This window comes from Rhizobium binae, from assembly GCF_017357225.1.
Lineage (GTDB): Bacteria > Pseudomonadota > Alphaproteobacteria > Rhizobiales > Rhizobiaceae > Rhizobium > Rhizobium binae.
The window spans coordinates 745,488-761,609 of sequence record NZ_CP071604.1 but is presented as its reverse complement, the minus strand read 5'-3'; the positions used below and the strand labels follow the sequence as shown (position 1 = coordinate 761,609).

The 16,122-nt window shown below is 61.3% G+C and carries 13 protein-coding genes; 5 read left to right on the top strand and 8 right to left on the bottom strand.

Going from position 1 to position 16,122, the window contains the following annotated elements; translation table 11 throughout:
* Positions 1-144: 144 nt before the first annotated feature.
* The gene (locus tag J2J99_RS03735; protein WP_168295993.1) at positions 145-288 is read right to left on the bottom strand and encodes a hypothetical protein; all 144 of its coding nucleotides are present in this window, start codon (positions 286-288) and stop codon (positions 145-147) included.
* A 182-nt stretch (positions 289-470) separates the two neighbouring features.
* A complete protein-coding gene (locus tag J2J99_RS03730; RefSeq protein WP_168295992.1) occupies positions 471-1,691 on the bottom strand; it encodes a BaiN/RdsA family NAD(P)/FAD-dependent oxidoreductase in 1,221 nt (406 codons plus the stop codon).
* An 87-nt stretch (positions 1,692-1,778) separates the two neighbouring features.
* On the opposite strand from J2J99_RS03730, the gene J2J99_RS03725 reads away from it, so the two are divergent.
* The 5 genes from J2J99_RS03725 to edd all read left to right on the top strand — a co-directional run bounded on the left by J2J99_RS03725 (position 1,779) and on the right by edd (position 8,729).
* Positions 1,779-3,215 carry a glutamine synthetase family protein gene (locus J2J99_RS03725; RefSeq protein WP_097605612.1) on the top strand — a complete coding sequence of 479 codons (1,437 nt, stop codon included), beginning with the start codon at positions 1,779-1,781 and terminating at the stop codon, positions 3,213-3,215.
* Between the two features lie 8 nt (positions 3,216-3,223).
* Complete coding sequence (locus tag J2J99_RS03720; protein WP_168295991.1) at positions 3,224-4,519, top strand: NAD(P)/FAD-dependent oxidoreductase; 1,296 nt, start codon at positions 3,224-3,226, stop codon at positions 4,517-4,519.
* 134 nt (positions 4,520-4,653) lie between these two features.
* Complete coding sequence (gene zwf, locus J2J99_RS03715) at positions 4,654-6,129, top strand: glucose-6-phosphate dehydrogenase (RefSeq protein WP_168295990.1); 1,476 nt, start codon at positions 4,654-4,656, stop codon at positions 6,127-6,129.
* A 10-nt stretch (positions 6,130-6,139) separates the two neighbouring features.
* Entirely contained in the window at positions 6,140-6,838 is a 699-nt protein-coding gene (pgl, locus tag J2J99_RS03710; protein ID WP_168295989.1) for a 6-phosphogluconolactonase, read from the top strand.
* A 67-nt stretch (positions 6,839-6,905) separates the two neighbouring features.
* A complete protein-coding gene (gene edd / locus J2J99_RS03705) occupies positions 6,906-8,729 on the top strand; it encodes a phosphogluconate dehydratase (protein WP_168295988.1) in 1,824 nt (607 codons plus the stop codon).
* Positions 8,730-8,816: 87 nt separating this feature from the next.
* Here the strand turns inward: edd and J2J99_RS03700 are convergent, their stop codons facing one another.
* The 6 genes from J2J99_RS03700 to J2J99_RS03675 all read right to left on the bottom strand — a co-directional run bounded on the left by J2J99_RS03700 (position 8,817) and on the right by J2J99_RS03675 (position 15,865).
* The gene (locus J2J99_RS03700; protein ID WP_168295987.1) at positions 8,817-9,170 is read right to left on the bottom strand and encodes a hypothetical protein; all 354 of its coding nucleotides are present in this window, start codon (positions 9,168-9,170) and stop codon (positions 8,817-8,819) included.
* 176 nt (positions 9,171-9,346) lie between these two features.
* On the bottom strand, positions 9,347-10,435 hold the full coding sequence (locus J2J99_RS03695; protein ID WP_168295986.1) for an ABC transporter ATP-binding protein: 1,089 nt from the start codon (positions 10,433-10,435) through the stop codon (positions 9,347-9,349).
* Between the two features lie 21 nt (positions 10,436-10,456).
* Positions 10,457-12,109 (bottom strand): beta-galactosidase BglA, encoded by a 1,653-nt coding sequence (gene bglA / locus J2J99_RS03690; RefSeq protein ID WP_168295985.1) that lies wholly within the window; start codon positions 12,107-12,109, stop codon positions 10,457-10,459.
* Positions 12,110-12,143: 34 nt separating this feature from the next.
* Entirely contained in the window at positions 12,144-13,307 is a 1,164-nt protein-coding gene (locus tag J2J99_RS03685) for a carbohydrate ABC transporter permease (RefSeq protein ID WP_168295984.1), read from the bottom strand.
* Position 13,308: 1 nt separating this feature from the next.
* Positions 13,309-14,319, bottom strand: a complete 1,011-nt coding sequence (locus J2J99_RS03680) for a carbohydrate ABC transporter permease (RefSeq protein ID WP_168295983.1) — start codon at positions 14,317-14,319, stop codon at positions 13,309-13,311.
* A gap of 184 nt (positions 14,320-14,503) precedes the next feature.
* A complete protein-coding gene (locus tag J2J99_RS03675) occupies positions 14,504-15,865 on the bottom strand; it encodes an ABC transporter substrate-binding protein (protein WP_168295982.1) in 1,362 nt (453 codons plus the stop codon).
* Positions 15,866-16,122: the final 257 nt, after the last annotated feature.

Here is a 16,122-nt window from a genome sequence, read left to right as displayed (position 1 = left end):
AATTGTGTCAGATTAGATATTAATTTTCGGATAAGCGGTGATGGCTGGTTCAGCCAAGACGGTGAATTAGTTGCAATTTATGCGTCAAAGGATCGCGATGTCGCGATCGAAGGCGGCAAGGTTACTTTGGGATGCGAGAACCGGTCAGAGGAAATGCGCGAGCAGCAGCGCCAGGCTGGCGGCTGTGGCGCCGGCTGCGAGCATCAAATATCGCAGGACTGCCGTGCGGGCGTCAGGCTTTGCCTGGGTGATTGCGATGGCGCGGGCGCGTCGTGCGTTTCTGGTCATGCTCGAAACCTCACTCTTCTGACACAACAATCCAACAAAACGGCTTGCCGGTAAAGCTTAATTTAGTAAGAGCTTTGCAAACCGCCATTGAGACAGGATGGCGCACCTCTCTTAAGAAGTCTTGAATCGGTATTTCTAATATACGCAACAGCGGTTCCGCCGATATGCTGAAGACGAAAGCTTCAGACGCATTCACCCGCGGCAAATCCAGAGGCCCAGGCCCATTGGAAATTATAGCCGCCGAGCCAGCCGGTGACGTCGACGCATTCGCCGATGAAATAGAGGCCGGGCACAGCCTTGGCCTCCATGCTGCGCGAATCGAGCGCGGCCGTGTCGATGCCGCCGAGGGTCACTTCGGCGGTGCGATAGCCTTCAGAGCCGGAAGGTTTGACCGCGAAGTTCTGGGCGCTCGCGGCAAGACGCAGCAGCACCTTATCGGGTAGGTCGGCCATATTGCCGGAGATCTTTTCGCGCTCGACGAGGAACTGCGCCAGCCGCTTCGGCACGATCTCGCCAAGCGCGGTCTGGGCCGACTGGCGGCCGTTCAGCTGCTTTGCCGTCTTCAGCTGCGCGGCGATGTCGATATCCGGTTCGATGGCAAGGACGATCTCGTCGCCTTCGCGCCAATAGGAGGAGATCTGTAGTATGGCAGGTCCGCTGAGGCCGCGATGGGTAAACAGCAGCGCTTCGCGGAAGGCGGTCCTGCCATGGCGGATTTCGGCGGGAGCCGAAATGCCGGCAAGCGGCGCAATGCTTGCGAGCAGGCCGGGATCGAGCGTCAGCGGCACGAGGCCGGGGCGGGTTTCGAGCACGGCCAGGCCGAACTGCTCGGCGAGGCGATAGGCAAGGCCGGTGGCGCCCATCTTCGGGATCGATTTGCCGCCGGTGGCGACGATCAGAGACGCTGCTTCGTAAACGCCGTCGCCGGTCGAGACGCGGAAACCCGTCTCCAGCCTGTCGACGGCCGATATCTCGGTGCCGAGCTGCAGCACCGCGCCGGCGGCGCGCATCTCGTCCAGCAGCATTCGGATGATATCCTTGGCGCTGTCGTCGCAGAAAAGCTGGCCCAGCGTCTTTTCATGCCAGGCAATGCCGTGCCGCTCGATCATGGCGATGAAATCGGCAGGCGTGAAACGGGCAAGCGCCGACTTGCAGAAATGCGGATTGGCCGACAGGAAGTTCTTCGGCCCGGCATTGATATTGGTGAAATTGCAGCGGCCGCCGCCGGATATGCGGATCTTCTCGCCTGGCGCGCGCGCATGGTCGAGGACCACGACCGAACGACCGCGTTTTCCCGCGCGGATGGCCGCCATCATGCCCGCCGCCCCGGCGCCGATGACGATGACGTCGCTTTTGCGCTGCAAACCCGTTTCCTTGATCAAATCGGCGCTTTCTTTTTCCATCGCAGAGCGAAAGTCAACGTTCTCAACCCCTCGCCAATTGGCAAAGTCCGGTTATGATGGCGCCAAGATCAACCAAACCGGTGTGTCATGTCCCCAAAAAAGACGACGCTGAAGCCTGCCAGAACCGTACCCGCCTCGACGAAAACTCCTCCGGACCCCGGATCCCTGCGCGGTGTTGCAAACTGGAAGGAAGCGGCGCAATGGCTGAGAGCCAGGGGCATCGAAGACATCGAATGCATCACGCCCGACCTTGCCGGCGTGCCCCGCGGCAAGATGATGCCGAGCTCGAAATTCACCTCGAACACCTCGCTGGCACTGCCTTCGGCGATCTATCGGCACACGATTTCCGGCGAATATCCCGAGGAAACCGAGAGCTTCCGCTACGAGCCGCGTGACAGCGACCTGAAGCTGATGCCCGATCTTTCGACGCTATCGGTCGTGCCCTGGGAGAGTGACCCGACGGCGCAGGTGATCTGCGACATCGTCGATTCGGACGGCGGCGAAGTGCCGTATACGCCGCGCAACGTCTTGAAGCGGATCATGAGCCTTTATCATGACCGCGGCTGGAAGCCGATCGTCGCGCCCGAGATCGAATTCTATCTGGTCGCCAAGAATGACGATCCCGACTATCCGCTGCACCCGCCAAAGGGCCGCTCCGGCCGCTCGATCCTCGGCGGCCAGGGTTATTCGATCGCCGGCATCAACGAATTCGACGAACTGATCGACGACATCTACCATTTCTCGGAGAAACAGGGGCTGGAGATCGACACGCTGATCCACGAAGAAGGACCGGCCCAGCTCGAAATCAACCTGCGCCACGGCAATCCTATCGAGCTTGCCGACCAAGTGTTCCTGTTCAAGCGCACGATCCGCGAGGCGGCGCTGAAACACGACATCTATGCGACCTTCATGGCCAAGCCGATGCAGGGCCAGCCGGGGTCGGCGATGCATATCCACCAGTCGGTGGTCAATATCGAGACGGGCAAGAACGTCTTTTCCAATGCGGACGGATCGGCCTCGAAGGAGTTCTTCCATTTCATCGGCGGCATGCAGAAATTCGTGCCGAGCGCGATGGCGATGCTTGCCCCTTACGTGAATTCCTACCGGCGCCTGCAGCCGGACATGTCATGCCCTGTCAACAATGCCTGGGGCTACGACAACAGGACCACCGCTTTCCGCGTCCCGGTGTCCGATCCGCAGGCCAGGCGCGTGGAAAACCGGCTGCCGAGTTCGGACGCCAATCCCTATCTGGCGCTCGCTGCCTCGCTCGCTTCCGGCCTGCTCGGCATCATGAAGCAGATCGAGCCGACGGCGCCGACGGAGGATTCGGCCAACGAGGGCTCGATCGACCTGCCGCGCGGCCTGTTGGAAGCCGTGGCGCTGATGGAAGATGAGCCTGCCTTCGAAGAGGTGTTCGGCACGCAGTTCATCGGCCTTTACGCCGGCGTCAAGCGCGGCGAGTTCGAGACCTTCATGCAGGTGATCAGCCCCTGGGAGCGGGAATTCCTTCTGCTCAACGTGTGAGGGATAGGATGGCATCGCAGGAGATGTGGCAGAGCCCGATCGCGCCCGGGCTGTCCTGGTATCAGGCCACCGTCGGCGAGCGGCCGACCTATGCCGCTCTCGACGGCTCGAGAACATGCGACGTCGCCATCATCGGCGGCGGTTATACCGGTCTGCAGGCCGCCTATCATCTCGCCAAGTCAGGCGTTTCGGTGGTGCTGATCGAGGCCTGGCGCTTCGGCGACGGGGCGTCCGGGCGCAATGGCGGCCAGCTCGGCACCGGCCAGCGATGGTGGCCGGAGGAACTCGAGGAAAAGATCGGCTATGAACGCTCGAAGGCGCTGTTTAACGTTGCCGAGGCGGCCAAGCACCATCTTCTCGATTTCGCCCGGGAACATGACATCGAGATCGACTATGTGCCCGGCCAGCTCAACGTCGCACACAAGGCAAGCTACGAACGCGACTATCGTCAGAATGCCGAAATCGCCGCGCGGCGCTACGACTATCCGCATCTGCGCTTCATGGACGGGAAGGAAACGCAGGAGCGGCTCGGCTCGAAGCGTTTTTATTGCGGTGTGCGCGACGTCGGCACCGGCCACATCCATCCGTTGAAACTGCTCGTCGGGCTGGCGCGGGTGGCGGCCGCTGCGGGTGCTGCCATTTTCGAGATGACGCCGGCAAAGGCGATCTGCCAGGGCGGCGGCAAGGTGACGATCGAGACCGCAAGGGGCACGATCACTGCCGATCGGGCGCTGATCGCCTGCGACGGGCATATCGACGGCCTCGAACCGGTGACGGCAAGTCATGTCATGCCGATCCGCTCCTTCATCGGCGCCACCGTTCCGCTCGATAAACATCCCGAAGTGCTGCCGGGTGGCGAGGCCGTCGCCGATTCGCGCTTCGTCGTGCGTTATTTCCGCCGATTCGAAGGCCGTCTGCTGTTCGGCGGACGCGAGGCCTATACGGCCGACAATCCGCGAGACATTTCGCAGCATATCCGCCGGCAGATCGCCGAAATCTATCCTGATCTGAAGGACATCGAGATCACCCATGCCTGGGGCGGCAGCGTCGGCATCACCATGCCGCGCCAGCTCTTCGTGCGCGATGTGATGCCCGGCGTCACCTCGATCGGTGGTTACTCCGGCCATGGCGTCATGCTGTCAAACTACTGTGGCAAGCTCTATGCGGAAACGGTGCTTGGGAAATCCGGCGATCTCGACCTGTTCGAATCGCTCGATATTCCCGCCTTTCCCGGTGGAGCCCGTATGCGGGCGCCGCTGCTTTTCCTCGCCTTGTCGTGGTTTGCGCTTCGCGACAAATTTTAGTCCGATTGCGGATTTCCTCTCATGGAAATTCGCTTTAAAACCGGTGCCCGACAGATTCATTGCACTGCACACTGGCTTTTTTAAATCGATTAGATTAAAAGGGCCGCCAACCAGCCTGATTGAGAGACAAGCTCATGAGCAGCCAGATCATTCCCGTTGAGCCCTTTGATTGCGTCGTCTTCGGCGGCAGCGGCGACCTTGCCGAGCGGAAGCTTTTGCCCGCGCTCTACCATCGCCAGATCGAGGGTCAGTTCAAGGAGCCGACGCGTATCATCGGCGCCTCGCGCAGCCCGCTTTCGCATGAGGAATATCGCAAGTTCGCCAGGGACGCGCTGAAGGAACACCTGAAGAAAGGTGAATACGACGAAGCCGAGGTCGAGAAGTTCTGTGCCCGCCTCTACTATGTTTCGGTCGACGCCCGCACGGATACCGGCTGGGATGAGCTGAAGAAACTGCTCGACGAAAGCAAGGATCGGGTGCGCGGCTTCTATCTGGCGGTCGCACCTGGCATCTTCGGCGACATTTCGCAAAAGATCCATGATCACAAGCTGATCACCAAGTCGACCCGCATCGTCGTCGAAAAACCCATCGGCCGCGACCTCGCCTCGGCGCTGCAGCTCAACGACACGATCGGCCGCGTCTTCAAGGAAGAGCAGATCTTCCGCATCGACCACTATCTCGGCAAGGAGACGGTGCAGAACCTGATGGCGCTGCGTTTTGCCAACGCGCTCTATGAGCCGCTGTGGAACGCCAACTACATCGATCATGTGCAGATCACCGTGGCGGAATCGGTCGGCCTCGAAGGCCGCGCCGGCTATTACGATACGGCCGGTGCGCTGCGCGACATGGTGCAGAACCACATCCTGCAGCTGCTCTGCCTGACCGCGATGGAAGTACCATCGTCGATGGATTCGGAAGCCGTTCGCGATGAGAAGCTGAAGGTGCTGCGCGCCCTGAAGCCGCTCGACGCTTCCAATGTCGAGCAGGCAACGGTTCGCGGCCAGTACCGGGCCGGCGCATCGAGCAGTGGCCCGGTCAAGGGTTATCTCGAAGAGCTCGAAGGCGGCGTCTCCAACACCGAGACTTTCGTCGCCATCAAGGCGGAGATCAACAACTGGCGCTGGGCGGGTGTGCCCTTCTACATCAGAACCGGCAAGCGCCTTACCGGACGCATGTCGGAGATCGTCATCACCTTCAAGCCGATCCCGCATGCGATCTTCGACCAGGCGGCCGGGCGCATCGTCGCCAACCAGTTGATCATTCGCCTGCAGCCGGATGAGGGGGTCAAGCAGTCGCTGATGATCAAGGATCCGGGTCCGGGCGGCATGCGCCTGCGCAGCGTATCGCTCGACATGAGCTTCGCCCAGGCCTTCAATGTCCGCAATCCTGACGCCTACGAGCGCCTGCTGATGGACGTGATCCGCTCCAACCAGACATTGTTCATGCGCCGCGACGAAGTCGAGGCCGCTTGGAGATGGGTGGATCCGATCCTCAAGGGTTGGGAAACGACAGGTCAGCAGGTGCAGGGCTATACGGCCGGTACCTGGGGCCCGAGTCAGGCCATCGCGCTGATCGAGCGCGACGGCCGCACCTGGCATGACGATATCTAGGACGACATCGATGGCATCGACCCTACATTCCTTCGCCAGTGCCGCAGACCTCGCAGGCAGCCTCGCCGACAAGGTCGCCGATACGCTTTCGGCGGCGATCGCCGCCCGCGGCGCCGCCTCCATCGCCGTTTCCGGCGGCTCGACGCCGAAGGCCTTCTTTCAGGCGCTTTCGACACGCGACATCGCCTGGGACAAGGTGACGATCACGCTGGTCGACGAACGTTTCGTGCCGGCCGACAATCAGCGCTCGAACCATCTGCTGGTCGATGCCAACCTCTTGCAGAACAAGGCGAAGGCGGCGCGTTTCGTTCCGCTGTACCAGCCGGCAGCCTCCGTCGAGGAGGCCGCACGGCTGGCGACGGCAAAGAGTGCGGAGATCGGCATCCCCTTCGACGTCGTCATCCTCGGCATGGGCGGCGACGGCCACACGGCCTCGTTCTTTCCCGGCGGCAGCAATCTTGCCGAGGCGCTCGATGCCTCGACGCCGCGCAGCATCATCACGATGGAGGCGGAAGGCGCCGGCGAGCCGCGGCTAACCTTTACCTTCTCCAGTCTTCAGGATGCCGCACTCCTGGTTCTCCATATCGAGGGCGAAGGCAAAAAAGACGTTCTCGCCAAGGCGGAAGGCAGCGGTGACGAAGCAGAAATGCCGATCCGCGCCGTTCTGCGCCGGGCCACTTCCCCGGTCGAGATCTACTGGGCTCCCTGATACGGCATGACAACCGCCGGAGCCGGCGAACACATTGAGACGAACCAGAACAAGGCAGGGATCTTCCATGTCCGCTCACGCACGCATTGCTGCGATCACCGATCGCATTGTCGAACGCTCCAAGCCAAGCCGCGAGCGCTACCTGGAACGCCTGCGCGCCGCCGCTTCCAAGGGTGTCGCGCGCTCAGTGCTCGGATGCGCCAATCTTGCCCATGGCTTTGCGGTCTGTTCCCCCGCCGAGAAGGACGCGCTTGCCGGCGACCGCATCCCCAATCTCGGCATCATCACTGCCTATAACGACATGCTTTCGGCTCACCAGCCGTTCGAGACCTATCCGGCGATCATCCGCGAGGCAGCCGCTGAGGCCGGCGGCGTCGCCCAGGTGGCCGGCGGCGTGCCTGCCATGTGCGACGGCGTCACCCAGGGGCAGCCGGGCATGGAGCTCTCGCTCTTCTCGCGCGACCTGATCGCCATGGCCGCGGGCGTCGGCCTGTCGCACAACATGTTCGATGCCGCCCTCTTCCTCGGCGTCTGCGACAAGATCGTGCCCGGCCTCGTCATCGCGGCGCTCTCCTTCGGGCATCTGCCGTCAATCTTCGTTCCGGCCGGGCCGATGACGACCGGTCTGCCGAACGACGAGAAATCGCGGGTGCGCCAGCTCTTCGCCGAAGGCAAGGTCGGTCGCGCCGAACTCTTGGAGGCGGAATCGAAATCCTATCACGGCCCCGGCACCTGCACCTTCTACGGCACCGCCAATTCCAACCAGATGCTGATGGAGATCATGGGCTTCCATATGCCCGGCTCTTCCTTCATCAATCCCGGCACGCCGCTGCGCGAAGCGCTGACGCGCGAAGCCGCCAAGCGGGCGCTGGCGATCACCGCGCTCGGCAACGAATTCACGCCGGCCGGCGAGATGATCGACGAACGCTCGATCGTCAACGGTGTCGTCGGCCTGCATGCGACCGGCGGCTCGACCAACCACACGCTGCACCTCGTTGCCATGGCGCGGGCAGCCGGCATCCAGCTCACCTGGCAGGACATTGCCGAGCTTTCGGAAATCGTGCCGCTGCTTGCCCGCGTCTATCCGAACGGGCTTGCCGATGTGAACCATTTCCAGGCGGCCGGCGGCATGGGCTTCCTGATCAAGGAACTGCTGAAGCACGGCCTGGTGCATGACGACGTGCGCACGGTCTTCGGCCAGGGCCTCCAGGCCTATACGGTCGATGCCCGCCTCGGCGAAAACCGCGGCGTGTTGCGCGAGCCGTCGCCGGAAAAGAGCCATGATCCGAAGGTGCTCTCCAGCATCGAAACACCATTCCAGGCCAATGGCGGGCTGAAGATGCTGCGCGGAAATCTCGGCAAGGCCGTCATCAAGATTTCTGCCGTCAAGCCGGAGCGCCACATCATCGAGGCGCCGGCGATTGTTTTCCACAGCCAGCAGGAACTGCAGGACGCCTTCAAGGAAGGCAAACTCAACTGCGATTTCGTCGCCGTTGTGCGCTTCCAGGGACCGAAGGCGAACGGCATGCCGGAACTGCACAAGCTGACGCCGCCGCTCGGCGTGCTGCAGGATCGCGGCTTCCGCGTGGCGCTGCTGACCGATGGGCGCATGTCCGGCGCATCCGGCAAGGTGCCGGCGGCGATCCACGTGACCCCGGAAGCCGTCGACGGCGGCCCGATCGCCCGCATCAAGAACGGCGACATCATTCGCCTTGACGCGATCAAGGGCACGCTGGAAGTGCTCGTCGATGCCGCCGACATGGCCGAGCGCGAACCGGTAACCGTCGATCTCTCCGACAATGAATTCGGCATGGGCCGCGAGCTCTTCGCGCCATTCCGCCGCGCCGTCGGCGCTTCGGATCAGGGTGCGAGTGTGCTGTTCCACAGCTGAGCATTGAACTCCGCAGCTCTTGAGGACAAAGAAAACCCGCGGGCGCGTCAAGCAGCCCGCGGGTTTTCTTTTGTCTGTCCGAGGCCGTCAGGCGCGGATGTCGAGAACGTAGTCCTTGTGCGCCGGGTGCGTGCTGTAGACGAAAATCTTGTTCAGCTCCTTCTGCGTAAGCAGGCGCAGGAAGCGGACTTCGATCGTATTGTTGGCGTTGACCTTCATCAGCAGGCAACCGACCTTGGTGATGCGGGCATCCGGAATATCCAGATAAAACTGCTTCGGCAGGTTGAACTGGGTCAGAATCGCGAGCGTCGCGCTGCTCATCGAAATCCGGACGATGTCGCAACGGCGCGAAGCCGCGTGCATGACGCCCTTTTCCGTATATTCGATGCGCGCAGCGTTCATGGTCTCCTCCATTTTGAACCGCGCCTCGCGGTCGTACATGAAGGATTCTTCCTTGCTCAGGAAATGAGATCTCGGCTGTGACGGATTGGAAGCGGCCACGTGCTTATCCCCCTCATAAATTGACGAGGAAAAGGTAGCAGCCGATCTTTAACAGAAAGTGAGAATCCGGTCCGCCAAGTATAATTCTGGGGGTTATTACCCCAAAAATGGCGATCTCATTTCCGATAGGTATGGCCGCTTGCATCAAACAGATGCAGCTTCTGCCGGTCGGCGGCAAAGCGCATCTTCTGGCCCTTATGGACATCGTAAATGCCAGGCAGCTTGACGACGATCGGCTCGCCGGGAACCAGGCCCTCGATATAGAGCAACGTCACTTCGCCGAGCGCTTCGACGATCGACACTTCGCCCTCGAAGACATAATCGGCGCCGTCGGCAATCCTCAGATCCTCCGGACGGACGCCGAAGCTCGCCTGCTTGCCCTTCTCGGACGCGTCGGTCGCGACATCGAGCGTCACCGACATGCCGCCAGTGAGCGTCACGGTCGTCTGGCTGCCGGTGCCTGATATCGTCGCCGGAATGATGTTCATGGCCGGCGAGCCGATGAATTTGGCGACGAAGAGGTTGGCCGGGCGCTCGTAGAGTTCCAGCGGCGCGCCGACCTGCTCGATATTGCCGGCGGAGAGAACGACGATGCGGTCGGCGAGCGTCATCGCCTCGACCTGGTCGTGGGTGACGTAGATCATCGTCGTATCGGCCATCTGCTCGTTCAGGCGGGCTATCTCGATACGGGTGGCGACGCGCAATGCGGCGTCGAGGTTAGAGAGCGGCTCGTCGAACAGGAAGACCTTCGGATCGCGGCATATGGCGCGGCCGATCGCCACGCGCTGGCGCTGGCCGCCCGAAAGCGCCTTCGGCAGGCGGTCGAGATATTTGGTCAGCTGCAGGCTTTCGGCGGCCGCCCGCACGCGCCGATCGATCTCCTGCTTGCTTTCGCCGGCGATCTTCATGCCGAAGGCCATGTTGTCGTAGACGGTCATATGGGGATAGAGCGCGTACGACTGGAAGACCATGGCAATGCCGCGCTTCGACGGCGGCACATCATTGACGAGTTGGCCGTCAATAAACATCTCGCCGCCAGTAATCGCCTCGAGACCGGCGATCATGCGCAGAAGCGTGGACTTGCCGCAGCCGGACGGACCGACGAAGACGATGAATTCGCCTTGCTTGATATCAAGGTCGATCCCATGGAGAACGTCCACGGAACCGTAGGATTTGCGGATATCCTTCAGCGTCAGTCCAGTCATTTCTCACTCCCCTCCTGGTCCTTAAGCGAGACGGGCGAAATACGCCCCCCAAGCCGGAATATCGATCTTGTCGCCATAGTTGTTGCTGATAAAGCCGTGCCCCGTCAACGCCTGCCATTCTCCCGCAGGCAGGGTGACGCTCGCCTCGGCCGGGCTCATGTTGAAAATGCAGAGCAGCTTCTCGTCACTGTAGTCGCGGGTGAAGACCAGGATATCGCCCTCGGTCTCCTCGAATTCGATCTCGCCCTTGGCAAAGGCCGGGTGCAGCTTGCGGAAGGCGATGAAGCGGCGATAGTGCTCGAGCACCGAAGTCTCGTCGCCCTGCTGGACGTTGACCGCGCGCAGAATATGTTCGACCGGCACCGGAAGCCAGGGCTTGACGGTTGAAAAGCCGCCCTGGGCAACGTGGCTGTCCCAGACCATCGGCGTGCGGCAGCCGTCGCGGCCCTTGAATTCCGGCCAGAACTGGATGCCATAGGGATCCTGCAGATCCTGATAGGCGAGATCGGCTTCGGTCAGGGCCAGTTCCTCGCCCTGATAGAGGCAGACGGAACCGCGCAGCGTCATAAGCAGCGAGGCATAGAGCTTGGCAAAGGCGTCGTGATCGGCGACCAGCCCGCCCCAGCGGCTGACATGGCGCATGACGTCGTGATTGGAGAAGGCCCAGCAGGCCCAGCCATCGGGCGCGGCAGCTTCGAAATCCTCCATCACCTCCTCGACGCGCTCCGGCGTCAGCGGATCGGGGGCAAGGAATTCGAAGGCGTAGCACATGTGCATCTTGTCGTTGCCGGAGGTATATTCGCCGACGATTTCGAGGCCGCGCTGGCTGTCGCCCACCTCGCCGACGGCGGCGATTGCTGGGAACTCTTCGAGGACGGCGCGGAAGCGCTTCAGAAAGGCGAGATTCTCCGGCCGGTTCTTGTCGTAGACATGCTCCTGGAAATTATAGGGATTGACCGCCGGCGCAGTCGAGGCGTTGCGGCGTTCGGGGGCAAGGGCCGGATTGTCGCGCAACAACGGGTCGTGGAAATAGAAATTGATGGTGTCAAGACGGAAGCCGTCGACGCCGCGATTGAGCCAGAAGCGCACGACATCGAGCAGACGGTCCTGCACCTCCGGATTGTGCAGGTTCATGTCCGGCTGCGAGGTCAGGAAGTTGTGCAGGTAATACTGCATGCGCGTCGGATCCCACGCCCATGCCGAGCCGCCGAAGATCGACAGCCAGTTATTCGGCGGCGTGCCGTCCGGCTTGGCGTCGGCCCAGACATACCAGTCTGCCTTGGCGTTGGTTTTGCTGGAGCGGCTCTGCACGAACCAGGGATGCTGATCGGAGCTGTGCGAGATGACCAGATCGATCATCACGCGGATACCGAGGCGATGGGCCTCCGCGATCATCGTGTCGAAATCCACCAGCGTGCCGAAGATCGAGTCGACATTCTCATAATCGGAAACGTCATAACCGAAATCGCGCATCGGCGAGGTGAAAAAGGGCGAGATCCAGATCGCATCGACGCCGAGGCTTGCCACATGCGGCAGGCGGGCGGTGATGCCCTTCAGGTCCCCGATGCCATCGCCGTTCGAATCCTGGTAGGAGCGCGGATAGATCTGATAGATCACCGCGCCGCGCCACCAGTCCTTGTCGGCGGTCAAGATCGATTGGGAAGCCACGTTCATGGAATATCCTGTCTGAAGTCACGTTTGGAAATGGTTAGCCGCCCTTGACCGAACCCGCCAGCAGACCACGCACCAGATAACGCTGCAGTCCGAAGAAGACCAGCAGCGGCACGACGATAGTGACGAAGGCCGACGCCGTCAAAATCTCCCAATTGCCGCCGCGCGAGCCGAGCAGCGCGTTGAGCCTGCCGGTCAGCACGAGATGATCCTGGTCGGTGCCGAGGAAGACCATGGCGACGAGCAGGTCGTTCCATACCCACAGGAACTGGAAGATGGCGAAGGAGGCGAGTGCCGGGAAGGACAGGGGCAAAACGATACGAACGAAAATCTCGAAGTCGCTTGCGCCGTCGACGCGGGCGGATTCGATGATCTCCTTCGGCAGGCCGGCGATGTAGGCCCGCAGGAGAAAGATGGCGAGCGGCATGCCGAAGGCGGTGTGCGCGAACCAGATACCGGGATAGGTCTTCGAGGGCTGGCCGAGCATATTGCCGATCTCGTTGTAGAGGCGAAGCAGCGGAATCAGCGACATCTGCAGCGGCACGACGATGAGGCCGACGACCAGTGCGATCAACAGCGCGCGGCCGGGAAAGTCCATCCAGCTCAAGGCATAGGCAGCGAAAGCGGCAATCAGGATCGGGATGATCGTCGCCGGTATCGTCACGGTCAGCGAATTGATGAAGGACTGGCCGATGCCCTCGCCGGTCAGAACCGTATTGTAGTTCTGCAGCGTGAATTCCGGCGGCGCCGAGACGGAGACGTAGATGCGCCGCGGCCGTTCGTCGGGAGAGAAGGCGGCGTTCTTCATGTAGCGATAGCTGCCGTCGCTGTTGATCAGCAGGCTTTCGCCGTCGCCGAGATCGGCCGTCTGGCCGGCCTCGAAGGCCGCCGGCTGCTGCACGCGGTTACCGAAGGCCTTTACCGAGCGGCCGGTCTGCCCTTCCAGCACATTGCCGGAAATGACGTAGGTTGCGCCTTCCTGCTTTTGCTGGTCCGGCGTGCCAAGGCGCACGGCGACCGTTTGCGTCGAGCCGACGAAGGCCGTCCACCAGCCGGACACAACGATCTGGTCCTTGTCGCGCAAAGCACTGACGAAGATGCCGAGCGTCGGGATCAGCCAGATGATGACGATCAAGAGAACCGCAAGGTGAACGAAGAGGCGGGCGGGACCGATCTTGAAGTAGTTGCCGACAGCGGTCATCTCAGTGGCCCTTCAGTTCGCGGTTGGCGCGGCGCACGTTCCAGACCATGATCGGCGTGACGGCGAGCATGATGATGATGGCGATGACAGCACTTCGACCGGAATCGCCGCCGCCGCGGAACATCCAGTCGAACATCAGGTTCGCCAAGACCATCGTCTGCCACTGGCCGTTGGTCATTGTGAGCACGATATCGAAGACCTTCAGAACGAGGATGGTGATGGTCGTCCAGACGACGGCGATGGTGCCCCAGACCTGGGGCACCATGATGCGCCAGAAGATCTGCCAGCCATTGGCGCCGTCGATGACGGCGGCCTCGATCGTCTCCTCGGGGATGCCGCGTAGAGCTGCCGACAGGATGACCATGGCAAAACCGGTCTGGATCCAGATCAGGATGACCATCAGGAAGAAATTGTTCCAGAACGGCACCGAGATCCACACTTCGGGCGTACCGCCGAAAAGCTGGACGATGGCGTTCAGAAGCCCGATCTGCACATCGTTGCCGCCGCGATACTCATAGATGAACTTCCAGATGACAGAAGCGCCGACGAAGGAGATCGCCATCGGCATGAAGACGATACTCTTGGCGATATTGCCCCACCAGATGCGATCGGTCATGACAGCAATGACGAGGCCGAAGAAGGTGCAGGCGGCCGGCACGACAGCGAGCCAGAGGATGTTGTTGAAGATCGACTGGCGGAATTCGCGGTCGCCGATCGCCCATTTGTAATTGGCGAGGCCGACGAACTGCAGGCCGGCGCGGTCGTAGAAGGATAGGATGAAGGTCGCAACGACCGGATAGACGAGGTAGACGAAGAGCAGGATGAGCGCCGGGCCGATGAATAGCCACGGCCGGATGAGGGCGCGGCGGTTGAGATTGCGCGATGCCGTGCGGATGTCGCCCGCCACCGGCAGCGCGAGGTCCAGAATCTTGTTGGAAAAATAGAAATAGGCCGAGCACGCAAAAACGGCGACGACCACGACGCCCAAAGCGGACACAATCTGCGACAGCATTCCGTCCCTCCCCTGTTTCCCTGATCTTATTCCGACCGGCTTTCATTCTGACGGGTCAATGCCGATCACCGTCAATCCCTTTATATTGCCCAATCACAATATATCCTGCGATGGCCGGGCTGTTGGCGAGCCCGGCCACTCATGCAAGCCATGCCGCCGGCAAGCCGGCGGCATATCTGAAAGATTACTTGATGCCGTCCCAGGCGCTCTGAATTTCGCCTGCAGCTTCCTCGGCGGACTTGCCGCCGACGAAATCGACCATGCCGGTCCAGAAGGCGCCGGCACCGATCTTGCCCGGCATCAGGTCGGAGCCGTCGAAGCGGAAGGTGGTGGCGGAGGTCAGGATCTCGCCTTCCTTCTTCATCTGCGGATTGGCATAGGCATCGACGCTGACGCCCTTGTAAGGCGTCAGGAAGCTCGACTGCGCCATCCAGACCTCATGCGCGATCGGGGTCTTCAGGAAGTCGATGAAAGCGCGGGCAGTCTTCGAGTCCTTGGCGATCGAGACCAGCGTGCCGGCGCCGAGAACCGGCTTGCCGAGCTCGGGATGCGACGCGAAGGTCGGCATGTAGAAGAAGTCGGCATCCTGGCCGAGCTTCGTGCCTTCAGGGAAGAAGGACGGAATGAACGAGGCCTGATGGTGCATATAGCACTTCGGCGGAACGGCGAAGAGACCCTTCGGACTGTCGCGGAAGTCGGTCGATGCTACGGCCGCAACACCGCCATCGACATATTTCGGGTTCTTGGCAAACTTTCCGAATTCTTCGATCGCGGCCACGACGGTCGGATCGGTGAACTTGAGCTCGTTGGTCGTCCACTTGTCGTAGGCTTCCGGCGGCTGCATTCGCAGCATGAGATCTTCGACCCAGTCGGTCGCCGGCCAGCCGGTGGCACCGCCGGAACCGAGACCGATGCACCAGGGAACGCCGCCATCCTTGACGATCTGGTCGGTCAGGGCATGCAGCTCTTCCATGGTCGTCGGGATCTTGTAGCCGGCTTCCTCGAAATTCTCCGGAACGTACCAGACGAGCGATTTCACGTCAGCCTTGTAAGGGAAGGCGTAAAAGGCTTCCTTGCCGTCCTTGCCCTTATAAGTGCCGTAACCGACCCAGCTGTCGCCGGCGCCGTAGTTTTCCTTGAGCCACTTGGAGTTATCGTCGCCGAGCGGCGTCAGAAAGCCCTTGCCGGCGAGGTCGGCAAGTAGGCCCGGCTGCGGCAGGATGGCGATGTTCGGCGGCGAGCCGGCCTGCGTGTCGATGACGATCTGCTGCTCGTAGTTTTCAGACGAAGAATATTTGGCGTCGATGCCGGTCGCTTCGGTGAAATAGGCAAGAACGCTCATGAAGAACGCCTCGTCCTCGCCGCGCCACGGCCCGAAGATCGTCAGCGGCTGACCCTTCAGATCGGCATGCGCAGCCTTGAATTCGTCATAGCTCTTCCAGTTGAACTTGGAATCCTGCCCCGGGGCAAATTTCAGATCGGCCGCGGACGCAGCACCGGCAAATAGCGCCGCAACGGCAACGCCCATCAAAAATGACTTTTTCATGTGATCTACCTCCCATCACAATCCCAACCCGCGCCGAATTCCCTGAAAAAGAAATTTCAAAGCGCTTTGACAACGCACTCATTTCACTTCCGGTGGAATGAAGTCAAGTCAATTCGCGAGAACCCGCAAGAAACCCGCGGAATATCGCAGCGCGACGGCGCTTATCGGGGAATATGGAGCGATTTTTCTTGAGTCAAGCGCGCGAGATGCTACATATTTGAAAGCGCTTTGGGTGCCATTGGGAGGCAGGCAGGCCT